The 15,130-nt window shown below is 66.9% G+C and carries 17 protein-coding genes; 10 read left to right on the top strand and 7 right to left on the bottom strand.

The genetic code is table 11. From position 1 onward, the window contains the following. Window positions 1-70: 70 nt before the first annotated feature. From metX to ACETII_RS07215, 4 genes are all read left to right on the top strand, one after another. Window positions 71-1,288 (top strand): homoserine O-acetyltransferase MetX, encoded by a 1,218-nt coding sequence (metX, locus tag ACETII_RS07200; RefSeq protein WP_472787605.1) that lies wholly within the window; start codon window positions 71-73, stop codon window positions 1,286-1,288. After that, on the top strand, window positions 1,285-1,914 hold the full coding sequence (gene metW / locus ACETII_RS07205) for a methionine biosynthesis protein MetW (RefSeq protein ID WP_472787606.1): 630 nt from the start codon (window positions 1,285-1,287) through the stop codon (window positions 1,912-1,914). The genes metX and metW overlap by 4 nt, the downstream gene beginning before the upstream one ends. Window positions 1,915-2,071: 157 nt before the next feature. Beyond that, window positions 2,072-2,926, top strand: coding sequence for a Crp/Fnr family transcriptional regulator (locus tag ACETII_RS07210; protein ID WP_363350233.1), 855 nt, complete (start codon window positions 2,072-2,074; stop codon window positions 2,924-2,926). Window positions 2,927-3,038: 112 nt separating this feature from the next. Then, window positions 3,039-3,401 (top strand): DUF1636 domain-containing protein, encoded by a 363-nt coding sequence (locus tag ACETII_RS07215; RefSeq protein ID WP_363350234.1) that lies wholly within the window; start codon window positions 3,039-3,041, stop codon window positions 3,399-3,401. Between the two features lie 33 nt (window positions 3,402-3,434). Here ACETII_RS07215 and ppa read toward each other — a convergent pair whose 3' ends face one another. The 3 genes from ppa to ACETII_RS07230 form a co-directional block, all read right to left on the bottom strand. After that, window positions 3,435-3,968 (bottom strand): inorganic diphosphatase, encoded by a 534-nt coding sequence (ppa, locus tag ACETII_RS07220; protein ID WP_363350235.1) that lies wholly within the window; start codon window positions 3,966-3,968, stop codon window positions 3,435-3,437. A gap of 205 nt (window positions 3,969-4,173) precedes the next feature. Next, window positions 4,174-5,058, bottom strand: a complete 885-nt coding sequence (locus ACETII_RS07225) for an anti-sigma factor family protein (protein WP_472787607.1) — start codon at window positions 5,056-5,058, stop codon at window positions 4,174-4,176. A gap of 9 nt (window positions 5,059-5,067) precedes the next feature. Then, window positions 5,068-5,568: a sigma factor-like helix-turn-helix DNA-binding protein gene (locus tag ACETII_RS07230; RefSeq protein WP_363350237.1), complete on the bottom strand. Its 501-nt coding sequence runs from the start codon at window positions 5,566-5,568 to the stop codon at window positions 5,068-5,070. Window positions 5,569-5,768: 200 nt separating this feature from the next. On the opposite strand from ACETII_RS07230, the gene fabI reads away from it, so the two are divergent. Next, a complete protein-coding gene (gene fabI / locus ACETII_RS07235) occupies window positions 5,769-6,626 on the top strand; it encodes an enoyl-ACP reductase FabI (protein WP_363350238.1) in 858 nt (285 codons plus the stop codon). Between the two features lie 112 nt (window positions 6,627-6,738). On the opposite strand, the gene ACETII_RS07240 is transcribed toward fabI, so the two are convergent. The 4 genes from ACETII_RS07240 to lspA all read right to left on the bottom strand — a co-directional run bounded on the left by ACETII_RS07240 (window position 6,739) and on the right by lspA (window position 10,831). After that, entirely contained in the window at window positions 6,739-8,022 is a 1,284-nt protein-coding gene (locus tag ACETII_RS07240; protein ID WP_472787608.1) for a M16 family metallopeptidase, read from the bottom strand. A gap of 55 nt (window positions 8,023-8,077) precedes the next feature. Next, window positions 8,078-9,418 carry a M16 family metallopeptidase gene (locus ACETII_RS07245; protein ID WP_472787609.1) on the bottom strand — a complete coding sequence of 447 codons (1,341 nt, stop codon included), beginning with the start codon at window positions 9,416-9,418 and terminating at the stop codon, window positions 8,078-8,080. A gap of 83 nt (window positions 9,419-9,501) precedes the next feature. Further along, window positions 9,502-10,215: a hypothetical protein gene (locus ACETII_RS07250; protein ID WP_472787610.1), complete on the bottom strand. Its 714-nt coding sequence runs from the start codon at window positions 10,213-10,215 to the stop codon at window positions 9,502-9,504. Between the two features lie 100 nt (window positions 10,216-10,315). Further along, complete coding sequence (lspA, locus tag ACETII_RS07255; RefSeq protein ID WP_472787611.1) at window positions 10,316-10,831, bottom strand: signal peptidase II; 516 nt, start codon at window positions 10,829-10,831, stop codon at window positions 10,316-10,318. Window positions 10,832-11,043: 212 nt separating this feature from the next. Between lspA and groES the strand changes: the two genes are divergently transcribed. From groES to ACETII_RS07280, 5 genes are all read left to right on the top strand, one after another. Then, window positions 11,044-11,331: a co-chaperone GroES gene (gene groES, locus ACETII_RS07260; protein WP_363350243.1), complete on the top strand. Its 288-nt coding sequence runs from the start codon at window positions 11,044-11,046 to the stop codon at window positions 11,329-11,331. A 48-nt stretch (window positions 11,332-11,379) separates the two neighbouring features. Continuing rightward, a complete protein-coding gene (gene groL / locus ACETII_RS07265; RefSeq protein WP_363350244.1) occupies window positions 11,380-13,014 on the top strand; it encodes a chaperonin GroEL in 1,635 nt (544 codons plus the stop codon). 277 nt (window positions 13,015-13,291) lie between these two features. Further along, entirely contained in the window at window positions 13,292-13,432 is a 141-nt protein-coding gene (locus ACETII_RS07270; RefSeq protein WP_363350245.1) for an aa3-type cytochrome c oxidase subunit IV, read from the top strand. Window positions 13,433-13,512: 80 nt separating this feature from the next. Then, complete coding sequence (locus ACETII_RS07275) at window positions 13,513-14,646, top strand: Re/Si-specific NAD(P)(+) transhydrogenase subunit alpha (protein WP_472787612.1); 1,134 nt, start codon at window positions 13,513-13,515, stop codon at window positions 14,644-14,646. A gap of 32 nt (window positions 14,647-14,678) precedes the next feature. Further along, on the top strand, window positions 14,679-15,128 hold the full coding sequence (locus ACETII_RS07280) for an NAD(P) transhydrogenase subunit alpha part 2 (protein ID WP_363350247.1): 450 nt from the start codon (window positions 14,679-14,681) through the stop codon (window positions 15,126-15,128). Window positions 15,129-15,130: the final 2 nt, after the last annotated feature.

Here is a 15,130-nt window from a genome sequence, read left to right on the forward strand (position 1 = left end):
CCTTGACAGGCCCGGCTCGCGCCTCGATGTTGCCGAACAACGCGTTCGGCATATCGAACGAGAGGATATTTTGACTGAATCCGAGCAGGCTCAGCAGCAAAGCGCCGAGCCGCAGGCCGCGCCTGGCGGCGACCTCGTCGGCGCGGCGGCGGCCCGGACGAATGGCAAATCGGTCGTCTTTCCGGTCGAGCAGGCGCTCGTCACCGACGGCGGCGGCTGCATTGCGCCGCTGGCCATCGGCTATGAGACCTATGGCGCGCTCAACGCCGACAGAAGCAACGCCATTCTCCTGTGCCACGCGCTGACCGGCGACCAATATGCCGCCGGCGTCCACCCCGTCACCGGCAAGCCGGGCTGGTGGGAGGCGATGGTCGGCCCCGGCAAGCCCTTCGACACGGAGCGCTATTTCCTCATCTGCTCCAATGTCGTCGGCGGCTGCATGGGCACGACCGGGCCGAGCTCGGTCAATCCGGCGACCGGCCGGCCTTACGGCCTCGACTTTCCGGTCGTCACCATTCGCGACATGGTGCGCGCCCAGGCGATGCTGATCGACCATCTGGGGATCGAGACGCTGTTTTGCGTCGCCGGCGGCTCCATGGGCGGCATGCAGGTGCTGCAATGGGCGGCGAGCTATCCCGAGCGCGTCTTCGCCGCCATGCCCATCGCCACGGCGGCCAAACACACGGCGCAGAACATCGGCTTCAACGAAGTTGGACGGCAGGCGGTGATGGCCGATCCCGACTGGCGCGGCGGGCGCTATCTCGAACAGGGCGTGCGCCCCGAGAAGGGCCTCGCCGTCGCGCGCATGTCCGCGCACATCACTTATCTCTCCGAGGCCGCTCTGCAGCGCAAATTCGGCCGCAAGCTGCAGGACCGCTCGGCGCCCACTTTCTCTTTCGACGCCGATTTCCAGGTCGAGAATTATCTGCGCTACCAGGGCCTCGCCTTTGTCGAGCGCTTCGACGCCAATTCCTATCTCTTCGTGACGCGGGCCTGCGATTATTTCGATCTCGCGGCCGATTACGGCGGCTCGCTCGCGCAGGCGTTCAAGGATACGAAGACGCGCTTTTGCGTCGTCGCCTTTACTTCGGACTGGTTGTATCCGACGTCCGATTCGCGCGCGATCGTGCATGCGCTCAATGCCGGCGGCGCGTCGGTGTCCTTTGTCGAAATCGAGTCCGACAAGGGCCATGACGCCTTTCTCCTGCACGAGCCCGTTTTCATCGCGACGACCCGCGGCTTCCTCGAAGCGGCGGCCGCGGCGCGCGGCCTGAAGGGGCGCGCATGATCAGGATCGGACAACCCCGCCAAGATCACCTGCTCATCGTCGACATGGTCGAACAGGGCGCGCGCGTGCTCGACGTCGGCTGCGGCGACGGCGCGCTGTTGCAGCTCCTCGCACAACGCAAGAACGTCGACGGGCGCGGGGTCGAGCTCTCCCAGCGCGGCGTCAACGAATGCGTCGCGAAGGGGCTCTCCGTCATTCAAGGCGACGCCGACGCCGATCTCGCCGATTATCCGGACGACGGTTTCGATTACGTCATTCTCTCGCAGACGCTGCAGGCGACGCGGCGGCCGCGCGAGGCGTTGAGCAACATGTTGCGCATCGGCCGGCGCGCCATCGTCTCCTTTCCCAATTTCGGCTATTGGCGCGTGCGCGCGCAGCTCGCCTTCCGCGGCCGCATGCCGGTCACCGGCAATCTCTCCTACAGCTGGCACGACACGCCCAATATCCACCTGTGCACCATCCGCGATTTCGTCGAGCTCATCGATGAGCTCGGCGCCAGCATCGAGCGCGGCGTCGCGCTCGATCACGCCGGCGTGCCGATCCGCGTCCATGCGCCCTGGTGGGTCTGGAACCTGCTGGGCGAGCAGGGTGTTTTCCTCCTGGCCCGCGGCGCGCCCCCGCAATAGCTCGCGCCCGTCGAATTGGCGCGCAAACATGCGACGGTTTGTCCCGCGCCCTCGGCTTTCGCGCCGCTTTCATTCGCGTTAGCCTCAGCGAGTCGACCGGTCGAGCGCCATCGCCCTTGAGCTGACGCCCCCGGCGGGAAAACAAGCTTTTATGCCAATGAGCCATCGCGACGACGTGCGCGAGAAGGGGGATGCGGGCGTGTCCACACAGACGAGCGACATCGCTTTGGGCCTCGCCGCCGATCGAAAAGGCCGGGCGGGCCGACGCAATGGGCGCATCGCCGTCGCCGAGCCTCCGGCGCTGCGCGATCTGCGCTTGTTTTCCCTCGTCGACGAGCCGACGCTCGCACGCCTTGCGCTCGAGGCGAAGGTCGAGACGTTCGACGAAGGCGGCGTCATCTTTCGCCAGGGCGATCCGGTCACCGCGGTCGTCGTCATTCTGCATGGTTTCGTGAAGGTGCTGCGGATCGCCTCCTGCGGCGACGAGACGTTGATCGGCATTCGCTCGAATGGCGAAACCGTGGGCGAACCGCCCATGAACCCCGGCGAGACCTGCCGCGTCTCGGCGGAGGCGATCGGGCCGACCTCTGTGCTCAAAATCCCCGCCGCCCGCTTCATGCGGCTGATGAAGGAGTCGCCCGCGCTCTTCGCCGCCGTCCTGCAGGACGGCAAGGACAAGATCGCCGCGCTCGTGACCGAGATCGAATCGCTCAAGGCGCAGAACGCCGATCAGCGGCTGGCCGGGTTCATCTTGTCGCTCTGTCCCCCGGGCGTCGAACAGTGCCGCTTTCGCCTTCCCTACGACAAGCGCCTGATTGCGGCGCGGCTCGGCGTCAAGCAGGAGACGCTGTCGCGCGCCTTCGCGAAGCTGCGCGACCATGGGGTGCGCACGGAGACGCGGGACATTCTCGTCGAAAGCGTGTCGCGCCTGGCTGGTCAGTTCGAGCAGCTCAGCCGGCAGACGCGGATGCCCTCCGAAAAACCCGACCCGCGCCGCGAGGATGCGGCCTGAGAAGCGCCCCGCCGTCGCGCCGCAGCAACGCTCAAGGCCGAGGCTAATAAGCGCTTGTCAATCCTGCGAAGCTGACTGAAAAGACCTTCCGCGAGTCGCGGGAGAATTGAGCGTGTCCAGCACGGATGTGAGAATTGTCGTCTGCGTGTCCTGCCGGGACGCGGGCGATCCCAATATCCAGCCCGGCGCCCGCTTTCTCGACGCCCTCCGCAAGAGACTGGCGGAGCGCAATCTGGCGATTCCGACCGAGGCCGTCGAATGTCTCGCCGTGTGCAAGCGGCCGGCGACCGTCGCCCTCGCGGCGCTTGGGAAATGGACCTATGTGATCGGCGATCTGAACCCGGAGACGAGCGTCGACGATCTGATCGAGTCGGCCCTGCGCTTCGGCGAGAGCGAGAACGGCATCGTCGCCTGGAAAGATCGGCCGACGTGCTTCCGCAAGGGCGTCGTCTCGCGCACGCCGCCGCTCCCCTGAAGCCTCAGGCGCGACGGCGTCGGCCTTCGCGGGTTACTTGGCGGCCTTGGCCCGCTCGATCGCCGCGGTGATCAGCCCGCGGGCGTCGGCGGCGTCGCCCCAGCCGGCGACCTTGGCCCATTTGCCCGGCTCGAGATCCTTGTAATGCACGAAGAAATGCTCGATGCGCCGCCAGGTCATCTCCTGAAGGTCGGTGTAATCGTGCACGTCATTGTAGCGCTGGGTCAGGCGCGAGGACGGGACTGCGACGATCTTCTCGTCGCCGCCGGCTTCGTCCGTCATGCGCAAAACGCCGATCGGCCGCACCGCGATGACGGCGCCCGGCGCGACGGGCCGCGTATTGGCGACGAGCACGTCGCAGGGGTCGCCGTCGTCGGAGAGCGTGTGCGGAATGAACCCGTAGTTCCCCGGATAGCGCATCGCCGTGTAGAGGAAACGATCGACGAAGAGCGTGCCGGAGGCCTTGTCGAGCTCATATTTGATCGGCTCCCCGCCGAGCGGCACTTCGACCACGACATTGACTTCATGCGGGGGATTCGCGCCGATCGGAATGGCGTCGAGACGCATAATGTTAAGCTCCGGTTTCGAGAAGAGTCTTCAAAGGGCGCGCCGCGCGCTCGGCCACGCGTTGCGCGGGACCGGTTCCGTCGCGCTCCTCACGGACGCGCGCGTCTGGGACCGGCGCTCAGCGCGCCTCTTAGGGACTGGACCGGCGCGCAAAGTCAACCGTTTTTGCGCCCTTGCCTTCAGGTTTCGAAAGCTTTTCGGGCGGTCAAGGCGCGTCTGGCGCGGCGCTGACGGCGCGCGCCGCGCGCTCGCCCGCCGCCTGCATCTCTTCCGACGACAGCGGGCCGACGAGGACGAAAGCGAATCCCGCCGCCCGCCACTCGACCGCAGAGACGCCCTGCCCGGCGCGCGGCGCCTGCGGCGCATTCGCCGCCTCGGCGCGCTCGAAATAGAGACCGACCCGCGCGCCGTCCGCCCGCTCATAGATGAGCAGTCCGGCGGGGGCCGCGACGCCCGGCGCGACGCGGCCGCCGATGAGTCGCAGGCCGAGGTCTGCGAGGTCCGGCGTAGAGGAGAAGCCGACGCGCTCCTGCAGCCAGGCCGCGAGCTCGCCGCGCCGGGAAATGTCGATTTCGACCGGGCGCGCGTCCGAGGCGTAAGTGGCGTAGGTCAGCCCCGCCCGTCCCGCATAGCTCTGCGTGAGCGACGCGGCGACCGGCGGACGCGGCGTCTCGTGGCGGCCCACGAACACCAGCGCCGCCAGCCCGGCGACGGCGGCCCCGGTGAGCAGCGTCAGCAGCGTCGACAGCATCGCCTGCCGGCGTCGCTGGGCGCGTAAATCGTCCAGTCGCTGCGCAGGCCGCGACGCGCCGGGCCGACCCCAGTGGATGGCGCCGGTTTCGATGGGCCCCTGAGTCGACACAGGCGCGCGCGACGCCGCGTCCTTGAGCGAGAGCGGCGGCGTCTCATGCGCGACGGGCTCGAAAGCTGCGCGCAGCGCGGCGTTCTGGCGCCGCCAGCCCTCCACGAGGGCCGCATGTTCCGGGTGCTGCAGCAGATGATCCTCGACCTTGCGCCGCCGTTCCGGATCAAGCTCGCCGTCGACGAGCGCGTGCAGGTCGCTTTCCTCGATAAAACCAGAGGACTTCAAGACTCGAGCCTATTTCACGACGCGCAGATGCGCCGCCGCCCGACGCGCGCCAGTGTCGACGCTGGGCGGGCGCAGGCCGTCTGCGGCGAGCGCGGCGCGGGCGCGCGTCAAGCGGGCGAGCAACGTCTCCCGCGGGGCGCCGACGATCCGCGCGGCGGCGTCGTAGCCGAAGCCTTCGAGCGCCACGAGCAGCAATGCGGCGCGATCGTCCAAGGAAAGCTCGGCAAGGCCCTGGACGATGGGCGGCTGGCGCGGCGCGGTTCGCGGCGCAGCGGCGAGGCGCTTCGTCGCCATGGCGGTCAGCGCGGCATAGGCCTCGACGCGCGCCTCGTCGAGATCAGCCGGCCGCAGCTCCCTGGCGCGGATTCTCGCGCCGACGCTCTGCAAGGCGCTCTGCACGAGTTCGTCGGAAAGCGCCTGGCCCGCGCCGGCGCAGAGCGCGCGCGCGTAGCGGCGCAATGCGGGGACGACCCCGCCAAGACCTTCGAGGATCCCGGCTTTCCTGGACATATCCGGCCCATTCAGAAGATGAGGGACCCGCCTTCAGTGGCGTTTCCTATGGAATGATAGGTCAAGCGACGGCAAATGGCCACAGGCTCGCGACCGCATTTTCATATACTGACCTCCCCGGCGCCGCCCAGGGTTTCCTTTGGGCCAAATCCACGCTAAAGGGCGCGCGACCCGTTTTCGCTTGAGATATGGACGCCCCGATGACACAGCCCGCCGCGCCCGCCGCTCCTTTCGCCGGAATCCTCGCCGGAAAAAAGGGCCTGATTCTGGGCGTCGCCAATAATCGCTCGATCGCCTGGGGCATCGCCAAGGCCTGCGCCGACGCCGGGGCCGAGCTCGCTTTGACCTATCAGGTCGAGGCGCTCGAGAAGCGCGTGCGCCCGCTCGCCGCCGAACTCGGAGCCCATGTCGTCGGCCGTTGCGACGTCGCCGAGCCCGAGACGATCGACGCGATCTTCGCCGAGGTCGCGAAGCTTTGGGGCAAGGTGGATTTTGTCGTCCACTGCCTCGCTTATTCCGACAAGGATCAGCTCGACGGCCGCTACGTCGACACGACGCTCGACAATTTCCTGATGTCGATGAACATCTCCTGCTTCAGCTTCACGGCGATCGCGCAGCGCGCTGAAAAGCTGATGCCGGAAGGCGGTTCGCTGCTCACCCTCACCTATTACGGCGCCGAGAAATGGATGCCGCATTACAATGTGATGGGCGTCGCCAAGGCGGGGCTCGAGGCCTCGGTGCGCTATCTCGCCGCCGACCTCGGCGAGAAGAACATCCGCGTCAACGCCATCTCGGCCGGCCCGATCAAGACCATGGCGGCCTCCGGCATCGGCGACTTCCGCTATATCCTGCGCTGGAACGAGTATAACGCGCCGCTGCGCCGCGTCGTGACCATCGAGGAAGTCGGCGAGACCGCCGTCTATCTGCTCTCGCCGATGTCGCGCGGCGTCTCGGGCGAAATCCTGCATGTCGACGCCGGCTATCACGTCGTTGGCATGATGAACCCCGCCGCCGCGCCGAAGATGGCGGACCTGCTGGCGCTATTGCCGCAGAAGTAAGGCGCTCTTGCCTCAGTCACGCCCGCGCTTGTCGCGGGCGTCCAAGGCGCGTCCGCGGCGACGGCGGGTCATGACGAGGGACCCCCCGGGTTAGCCGCCCACAAGCGGGGCGTCACACCCCCTCGGGCCGCCCGACCATCGTCACCAAGAGCTTGCCGTCGCCCAAGAGCTTCTTCGCCGCGCGCTTGGCGTCCTCCAGACCCACGGCGGCGATCTTGCCGTTTCTTTCGTCGAGATAGCTCGGCTCGAAACCGTCCATCTGCAGATGGACGAGCTGGCTTGCGATCTTCGTCGAGGTGTCGAAGCGTAGCGCATAGGAGCCGATGAGGAATTTCTTCGCCTTGTCGAGCTCGTCCTCGGTCGGGCCTTCCTCGGCGTAGCGCCGCACTTCCTCTTCGATCACGCGCAGCGCTTCGCCGGCGCGTTCGTTCTTGGTCGCGGCGGCGCCGATCAGCATCGGGCACTGGTCGTATTCGTTGAGCTGCGCATAGACGCTGTAGGCCATGCCGCGTTTCTCGCGCACTTCTCTGAACAGCCGCGCCGTGAAGGAGCCGCCGCCGAAGATGTGGTTCGCGACGACGACCGCAAAATAGTCCGGATCGCGCTTGGTGACGCCGGTGCGGCCAAAGCGGATCGTCGTCTGCGGGATGTCGAGATTGACGATATGGCGCGCGCCCGCGCCGGCGACGATCGTCGGCGCAACCTCGATCAGATCATTGGCCATGGAGAAGGCGCCGAAGGTCGAATCGAGCCGATCGGAAAGCGTCTGCGCGTCGATCGCGCCGACGACGGCGATCTTCAGATCCTTGCGCGCGAACAGCCGCTCGCGCAGCGCCAGGAGATCGGCGCGCGACAGCGTGTCGATCGAGGACAGCTCGCCGCGCACCGGGCGCCCGTAGGGGTGGCCGGCGAAGGCCGCCTCGCGGAAGGCCTTCGCCGCCATGGCGTCGGGATCATTGGCGTCGCGCTTCAGTTCGGCCACGAGCTGGCTGCGCACCCGCGCGACGTCGGGCTCGGCGAGATGCGCGTCGATCAGCGCGTGCTTCAACAATTCGAACGCCTTGTCGGCGTTCTTCGACAAGGTCTGCAAATGGCCGGAAATCGAGTCGCGGTCCGCCCCGAAACCCAGGTGAATGGCGAGTTCGTCGATGGCGCGGTGGAAGCCGCGCGCGTCATGGGGGCCCGCGCCTTCGTCGAGCAGGGAAGCGAGCAGCGTCGCGAGGCCGGGCTTGTCGGCCGGGTCCTGCGCTGCGCCGCCGCGCAGGGAAAACTCCAGCGCGACCAGCGGCACGGCGTAGCTTTCGACGAGCCAGGCGGTTATCCCGCCGGGGGTGACGACCTTCTGCACATGCTCGGCGCGGGAGGCCATGGTGACGGCGGGGGCGTGGGCGGTCATGGGGCGTTCCTGAAAAGAGTCGGGCCGGCGCGCTCGCCAGCCCGTCGATGAAGCGTCAGGCGTCGATGTCGGCCGGCAACAGGAAGCCGGTCACGGCGCGGCGCTTGTCGAGCCATTTGCGCGCCGCGGCGGTCACGTCCCCGGCCGTCACCGCCTCCATGCGCGCCGGCCAGGCCGCCACATCTTCAATCGTGAGGCCGGTCGCGAGCGCCTCGCCATACCAGCGGGCGAGCGAGGCCTGGCTGTCCTGCGCGTAAATGGCGTCGGCGACGAGCCGCGTCTTGGTGCGCTGCAAATGCGCGTCGTCGATCGGCTCGTCGATGAAGCGCTTGACGACGCGGTCGATCGCCGCGTCGAGCTCCTCGAGAGAGACGCCCGGCGCCGGGGTCGCATAGACCCACAGCCGCGTGTCGTCGACGGCCGAGCCCAGATAATAGGCCCCCGCGCCCACCGCGTATTTCTCCTCGACCACCAGCGTCTCATAGAGCGCGCTGGTCGCGCCGCCGCCGAGCATATGGGCGAGCGTCTCGAGCGCCTCAGCCTCGCCGGGGGCGGCCGTCTTGTAGGAAGGGACGAGGAAGACGCGCTCATGCGCCGGCTGCTCCACCTTCTCGTCGGAAAGCGAAACGAGACGATGGGCGCGATGCGGCGGCTCCTGGGTGCGCCGGCGCTGCGGCGGTTCGGCGCGGGCCGGTATCTTGCCGTAGGTCTCGCGGGCGAGGCGCGCGACCTCCTCGGCCTCAATGTCGCCGGCGACGATGAGGATGGCGTTCTCGGGCGTATAGAAGCGATTGTAATAGAACAGCGCGTCTTCGCGGTTCAGGTCCTCGATCTCATGGTTCCAGCCGATGATCGGCGTGCCATAGGGATGGTGGGCGTAAAGCGCGGCCTGAACGGCCTCGTCGAGCTGGGCGGCGGGATCGTTGTCGGTGCGCATGCGGCGCTCCTCCAGCACCACGTCGCGCTCCGGCGTGACCACCTCGTCGGTCAACACGAGGTTGATCATGCGATCCGCCTCGAACTGCATCAGCGTGCCGAGGTGCTCCTTGCCGATCCGCTGGAAATAGGCCGTGTAATCGTAGCTCGTGAAGGCGTTCTCCTGGCCGCCGAGCTCGGCCACGAGATTGGAGAATTCGCCCTGCGGATGGTTCTTGGTGCCCTTGAACATCAGATGTTCGAGGAAATGCGCGATGCCCGATTTGCCGATCGGATCGTCGGCGGAGCCGTTCTTGTACCAGATCATATGGGTGACGACGGGCGTGCGGTTGTCGGGGATGACCACGACCTCGAGACCGTTGTCGAGCTTGAAGTGCGAAATTTCCGCGCCGGCATGCGCCGAGCCGCCGGCCGCGCCCGGGGTGAGCGAGACGGTCGGCGGCAGAGGTGAAGACGACATCGACGAGCCTTTCTAGCGGCGCCCCGGCCGCCCGAAACGATAAACTTCGTCTCTATATAGGCCCAAATCCGCGCCGCCGAAACTCAATCCTTGTCGGGGTCCTTCTGGACGAAACGCGGCCAGCGGAACCAGGATTCCGACCCGCCGCTCGACGGCTTGGCCTGCTGAGCAGGGGTCGCCGCGCCCGGCTGCGCCACCGGGTCTTTGTCGTCCTTGTTGCCGAGATAGCCGAGCGGGTTCCACCAGCTCGATTTCTTGGCCTCGGAATCCGGAACCTTGCTGAGGTCCATGGAAGGCCGGCGATAGCCCGTCGGGGGTTCCGTCAGCATGCGGCGGCTCGGCTCTTCGGAAGAAAGGGCGACGTCGGCGCGCTTGTTCAACAATACGCGCTGGAAGAAGCCGGGCTCGTCGTCCGTGCCGGGCGCCGCGTCGGGCCGCGGGCCGCGGACGCGTTCGAGAAGACCGGGTTTCTTCTCCGGCGGCGGGGCGTTCGGCACGCGCGCGTAGCGATCCGTGGACCGGTTCCGGTTGGTGGTCGTGTCGGTGGGCCAACCCTCGGGGCGATCCGCCCGGTCGCGCGGCGCCGGCAATTCGCCGATCTTCGGCGGCAGCACGAGCTTCGGCCGCTCGCGGTAATCAATCGACGCGGCGGAGGGGTCGGATGAAACGCCGAAAAGCTCCATGACCGCGCCAACGGTGGACTTGTCGTCGGCGGCATGCGCCGCCCCGCCGCAGACCGCGACGAGGCCCGCCAGGGCGAAAGCAGCGCGGCGCGGGAACCGAGCGAGCTTCATCATTTGAACTCCTTGGCAAAACGAAAACATGGGCGCGCCCTCGCCGGGCGGCGTCAAAGGCCCAACATGCGCGTCCTTTGGTGGCGATTTAGTGGCGAAAGCTTCAGGCCGCGCTTTCGGCCGGCGGCGGCGGCGGAAACAGGGTCTCGAACAGCAGCAGCGCCACGCCCGCGGTGATCGCGACGTCGGCGACGTTGAAGACGTAATTGGCCAGCGGCCCGACCGGCAGGGTCGTATGCAGATAGAAGAAATCCGCCACCGCGCCGCGCGCGATCCGGTCGAGCGCGTTTCCCACGGCGCCGCCGACGACAAGACCGAGCGCGATTGCGGTGAGGCGGCTCTGCGCGCGCCACATCCACGACAACAGAAACGCGACGATCATCGCCTGCCCCGAAAGGAGCAGGGCCCGGCCGGTGCCCTCATGGGCGGGAAAAAGCGAATAGGAGACCCCGTAGTTCCACGACAGCACCAAATCGAGAAAGGGCGCGACCGTCACCGGCTGGCGGCCCTCGATGCCGAAGACATGGAGCATCCAGAACTTATGGGCCTGATCGAGCAGAGCGGCGGCGCAAACGGCGGTGAGGCCGAGCGCGCGGGGGGAGGCGGATAAGGACGGCAACGACTCGTTCTCTGACGCAGGTGACGGCGGTCCATTTTAATGAACCCGCTCCGGCGCGGCTAGCGGCGACGCGACAAACCTTGACATCGCCGGCCGCCCGACATATTTCCGAGCCGCTGTTGGCACTCGTCGTAAGAGAGTGCCAACAATTTCGCTTATGGCTTGCGGCGGGCGGCATTTTCGTCCGGCGCGCAAAAAAGGAAGACTTAACAATGGCGTTTCGTCCCCTGCACGACCGGGTCGTGGTCAAGCGTCTCGAAGGCGAGGAAAAGACCAAGGGCGGCATCATCATCCCCGACACCGCCAAGGAAAAGCCCCAGGAGGGCAAAGTGATCGCGGTGGGTCCCGGCGGCCGCGACGAGAGCGGCAAGCTCACCCCCCTCGACGTGAAGGCCGGCGACCGCGTCCTGTTCGGCAAGTGGTCCGGCACCGAGGTCAAGATCGACGGCGAAGATCTGTTGATCATGAAGGAAAGCGACATCCTGGGCATCGTCGACTAACTCGACCCGACCCTCAAACGCTTCCCTCAACCATTCCAGGAGTTTCACATGGCTGCCAAAGACGTCCGTTTCTCCACCGACGCGCGCGACCGCATTCTGCGCGGCGTCGACATCCTCGCCAACGCCGTCAAGGTCACGCTGGGCCCCAAGGGCCGCAACGTCGTGATCGAGAAGAGCTTCGGCGCGCCCCGCATCACCAAGGACGGCGTGACCGTCGCCAAGGAGATCGAGCTTTCCGACAAGTTCGAGAACCTCGGCGCCCAGCTCGTCCGCGAAGTCGCCTCCAAGCAGAATGACCTGGCCGGCGACGGCACCACCACCGCCACCGTTCTCGCCGCCGCGATCGCCCGCGAAGGCGCCAAGGCCGTCGCCGCCGGCCTCAATCCGATGGATCTGAAGCGCGGCGTCGATCTCGCCGTCGACGCCATCGTCGCCGACCTCAAGGCGCATTCGAAGAAGGTCACCTCCAACGACGAGATCGCCCAGGTCGGCACCATCTCGGCGAATGGCGACACCTTCATCGGCGAAGAGATCGCCAAGGCGATGCAGAAGGTCGGCAATGAGGGCGTGATCACGGTCGAGGAGGCCAAGAGCCTCGAGACCGAGACCGACATCGTCGAGGGCATGCAGTTCGATCGCGGCTATCTGTCGCCCTACTTCATCACCAACGCCGAGAAGATGATCGCCGAGCTCGACGACGCGTATCTTCTCATCCACGAGAAGAAGCTGTCGACGCTGCAGCCGCTGCTGCCGATCCTCGAGGCCGTCGTCCAGACCGGCAAGCCGCTCGTCATCGTCGCCGAGGACATCGAGGGCGAGGCGCTCGCCACCCTCGTCGTCAACAAGCTGCGCGGCGGCCTGAAGATCGCGGCCGTGAAGGCGCCGGGCTTCGGCGACCGCCGCAAGGCCATGCTCGAAGACATCGCCATCCTCACGGGCGGCCAGATGATCGCCGAGGACCTCGGCATCAAGCTCGAGAACGTGACGCTCCCCATGCTCGGCCGCGCCAAGCGCGTGCGCATCGAGAAGGAGAACACCACGATCATCGACGGCGCCGGCGACAAGAAGGACATCGAGGCCCGCATCTCCCAGATCAAGGGCCAGATCGAGGAGACGACGTCCGACTACGACCGTGAGAAGCTCCAGGAGCGTCTGGCCAAGCTCGCAGGCGGCGTCGCGGTGATCCGCGTCGGCGGCGCGACCGAAGTCGAGGTGAAGGAGAAGAAGGACCGCGTCGACGACGCTCTCAACGCCACCCGCGCGGCCGTTGAAGAAGGCGTTTCGCCCGGCGGCGGCGTCGCGCTGCTGCGCGCCATCAAGGCGCTCGACGGCGTCAAGGTCGGCAACTCCGACCAGCAGACCGGCGTCGAGATCGTCCGCAAGGCGATCCAGGCTCCGGCCCGTCAGATCGTCGACAACGCCGGCGGCGACGGCGCGGTCGTTGTGGGCAAGCTGCTCGAGGCCGCGGACTACGGCTTCGGCTTCGACGCTCAGAAGGGCGAGTTCGGCGATCTGATCAAGCTCGGCATCATCGACCCGACCAAGGTCGTGCGCACCGCGCTCCAGGACGCCGCGTCGATCGCCGGCCTGATCATCACCACCGAGGCGACGATCACCGAACAGCCGAAGAAGGAAACCGCGCCGGCCATGCCGGGCGGCGGCATGGGCGGCATGGACTTCTAAGTCCCGCCTGCCTGAAAAGCGTTCGAAAGCCCCGGGGAAGCCCGGGGCTTTTTTTGTCGCCCAACCGAAAAATGCGTGGCGCCTGCGAAAAGAACCCATCCGAGAATCTTCCCCGCACGCGGCTTTCTCCTGTCTTTGCGGGCGTTGCGGACGCTGTGCGGGAGCGACGAAAGCGCGCGCCATCGGGTCATTGCGAGACCGGCGCCGCTCGGCTACCATCGCCACAGGCGCGGCGGTCCTGTTCGCGCTTCTAAAACCACGATCGGGAGAGATTGAGATGGCGAGCAATCGCGCGTCGACGGACGCGGACTGGGCCGAACACATGAAAACCTATAACGGCTTCCTCTGGCTGCTGAAATTTTCCGCAGCGGCCTCGGCGGTAACACTGGTCGCCCTCTTCTTCCTCTTCGCGCGATAAACGCGCAACGCCCCTCACGCCTAGCCGTCAGGGGCCACCATGACGGCGACGGTTTTCGCTTTTGAAAATCGGAGTTCGTCATGCGCATTGCCGTATTGGCCGAAACGGACAGAGCCGAGCCGCGCGTCGCGGCGACGCCAGAAACCATCAAGAAATTCATCAGTCTCGGCGCGGAGGTCGCGGTTCAGTCCGGCGCCGGCGCCGGGGCTGGGGTTTCGGATGAAGACTACGCCGCCGCCGGCGCGACACTTGCGCCCAACGCGGCCGCCGCGCTCGCGGGCGCCGATATTTTGCTGCGCGTGCGGCGCCCCGCCGCCGCCGAACTCGCGGGCGCCAAGCAAAATCTCGCGGTCATCTGCATCCTCGACCCGTTCGGAAACGAGGCCGCGCTCGCGGATCTCGCCCGCGCCGGGGCCATCGCCTTCGCCATGGAGTTCATGCCGCGCATCACCCGCGCGCAATCCATGGACGTTCTCTCGTCTCAGGCGAATCTCGCAGGCTATCGCGCGGTGATCGACGCGGCGGCGGAATACGGCCGTTCTTTCCCCATGATGATGACGGCGGCCGGCACCGTGCCCGCCGCCAAGGTCTTCATCATGGGCGTCGGCGTCGCGGGCCTGCAGGCCATCGCCACGGCGCGCCGCCTCGGCGCGATCGTCACCGCGACGGACGTGCGCCCGGCGACGAAGGAGCAGGTCGAATCGCTCGGCGCCAAATTCCTCGCGGTCGAGAACGAAGAGTTCCAGCAGGCGCAGACCGCCGGCGGCTACGCCAAGGAGATGTCCAAGGAATATCAGGCGGCGCAGGCGGAACTGACCGCGAGCCACATCGCCAAGCAGGACGTCGTCATCACCACGGCGCTCATACCCGGACGTCCGGCCCCTCGGCTCATCTCGGCCGACATGGTGCGCTCGATGCGGCCGGGGTCGGTCATCATCGACCTTGCGGCGGAGCGCGGCGGCAATTGCGAGCTTACGCGCCCGGGCGAGACCGCGGTCGAAAACGGCGTGAAGATCGTCGGCGCGCTCAATCTGCCCGGCCGGATGGCGCCGACCGCGTCGAGCCTCTACGCGCGAAACCTCCTCGCCTTCGTCGAGACGCTCGTCTCCAAGGAGACGAAGCAGCTTGCAATCAATTGGGACGACGAACTCGTGAAAGCGACCGCGCTCACGCGCGACGGCGTCGTCATCGACGAACGTTTCAAAAAGGCCTGACCCCAACAACTTCTTAAAGAGGGCGTCGAACCATGACCGACTCTACGCAGCAATTGCTTGACAAGGCGCGGGCCGCGGCGGAAGCCGCCCGTCAGCTCGCGGATCAGGCCCAGCATTATTCCGATGAACTCGCCCAGACGGCGGCGGCCGCCGCTTCGCACGGATTGGGCGGCGGGGCGATCGACCCGGTCGTCTTTCGCCTTGCTATTTTCGCGCTCGCCGTCTTCGTCGGCTATTACGTCGTCTGGTCGGTGACGCCGGCGCTGCACACGCCGCTGATGTCGGTGACCAACGCCATTTCCTCCGTCATCGTCGTCGGAGCGCTTCTCTCGGTCGGCGTCGACGCGTCGAGCGCCTCCGACAGCGGCTCGGATTGGGCGCGCTGGCTCGGCTTCATCGCGCTCATTCTCGCCTGCGTGAACATATTCGGCGGCTTCCTCGTCACCGAACGCATGCTCGCCATGTATAAAAAGAAGGGCTGACC

It is taken from the genome of Methylocystis sp. NC52PC (assembly GCF_055698645.1).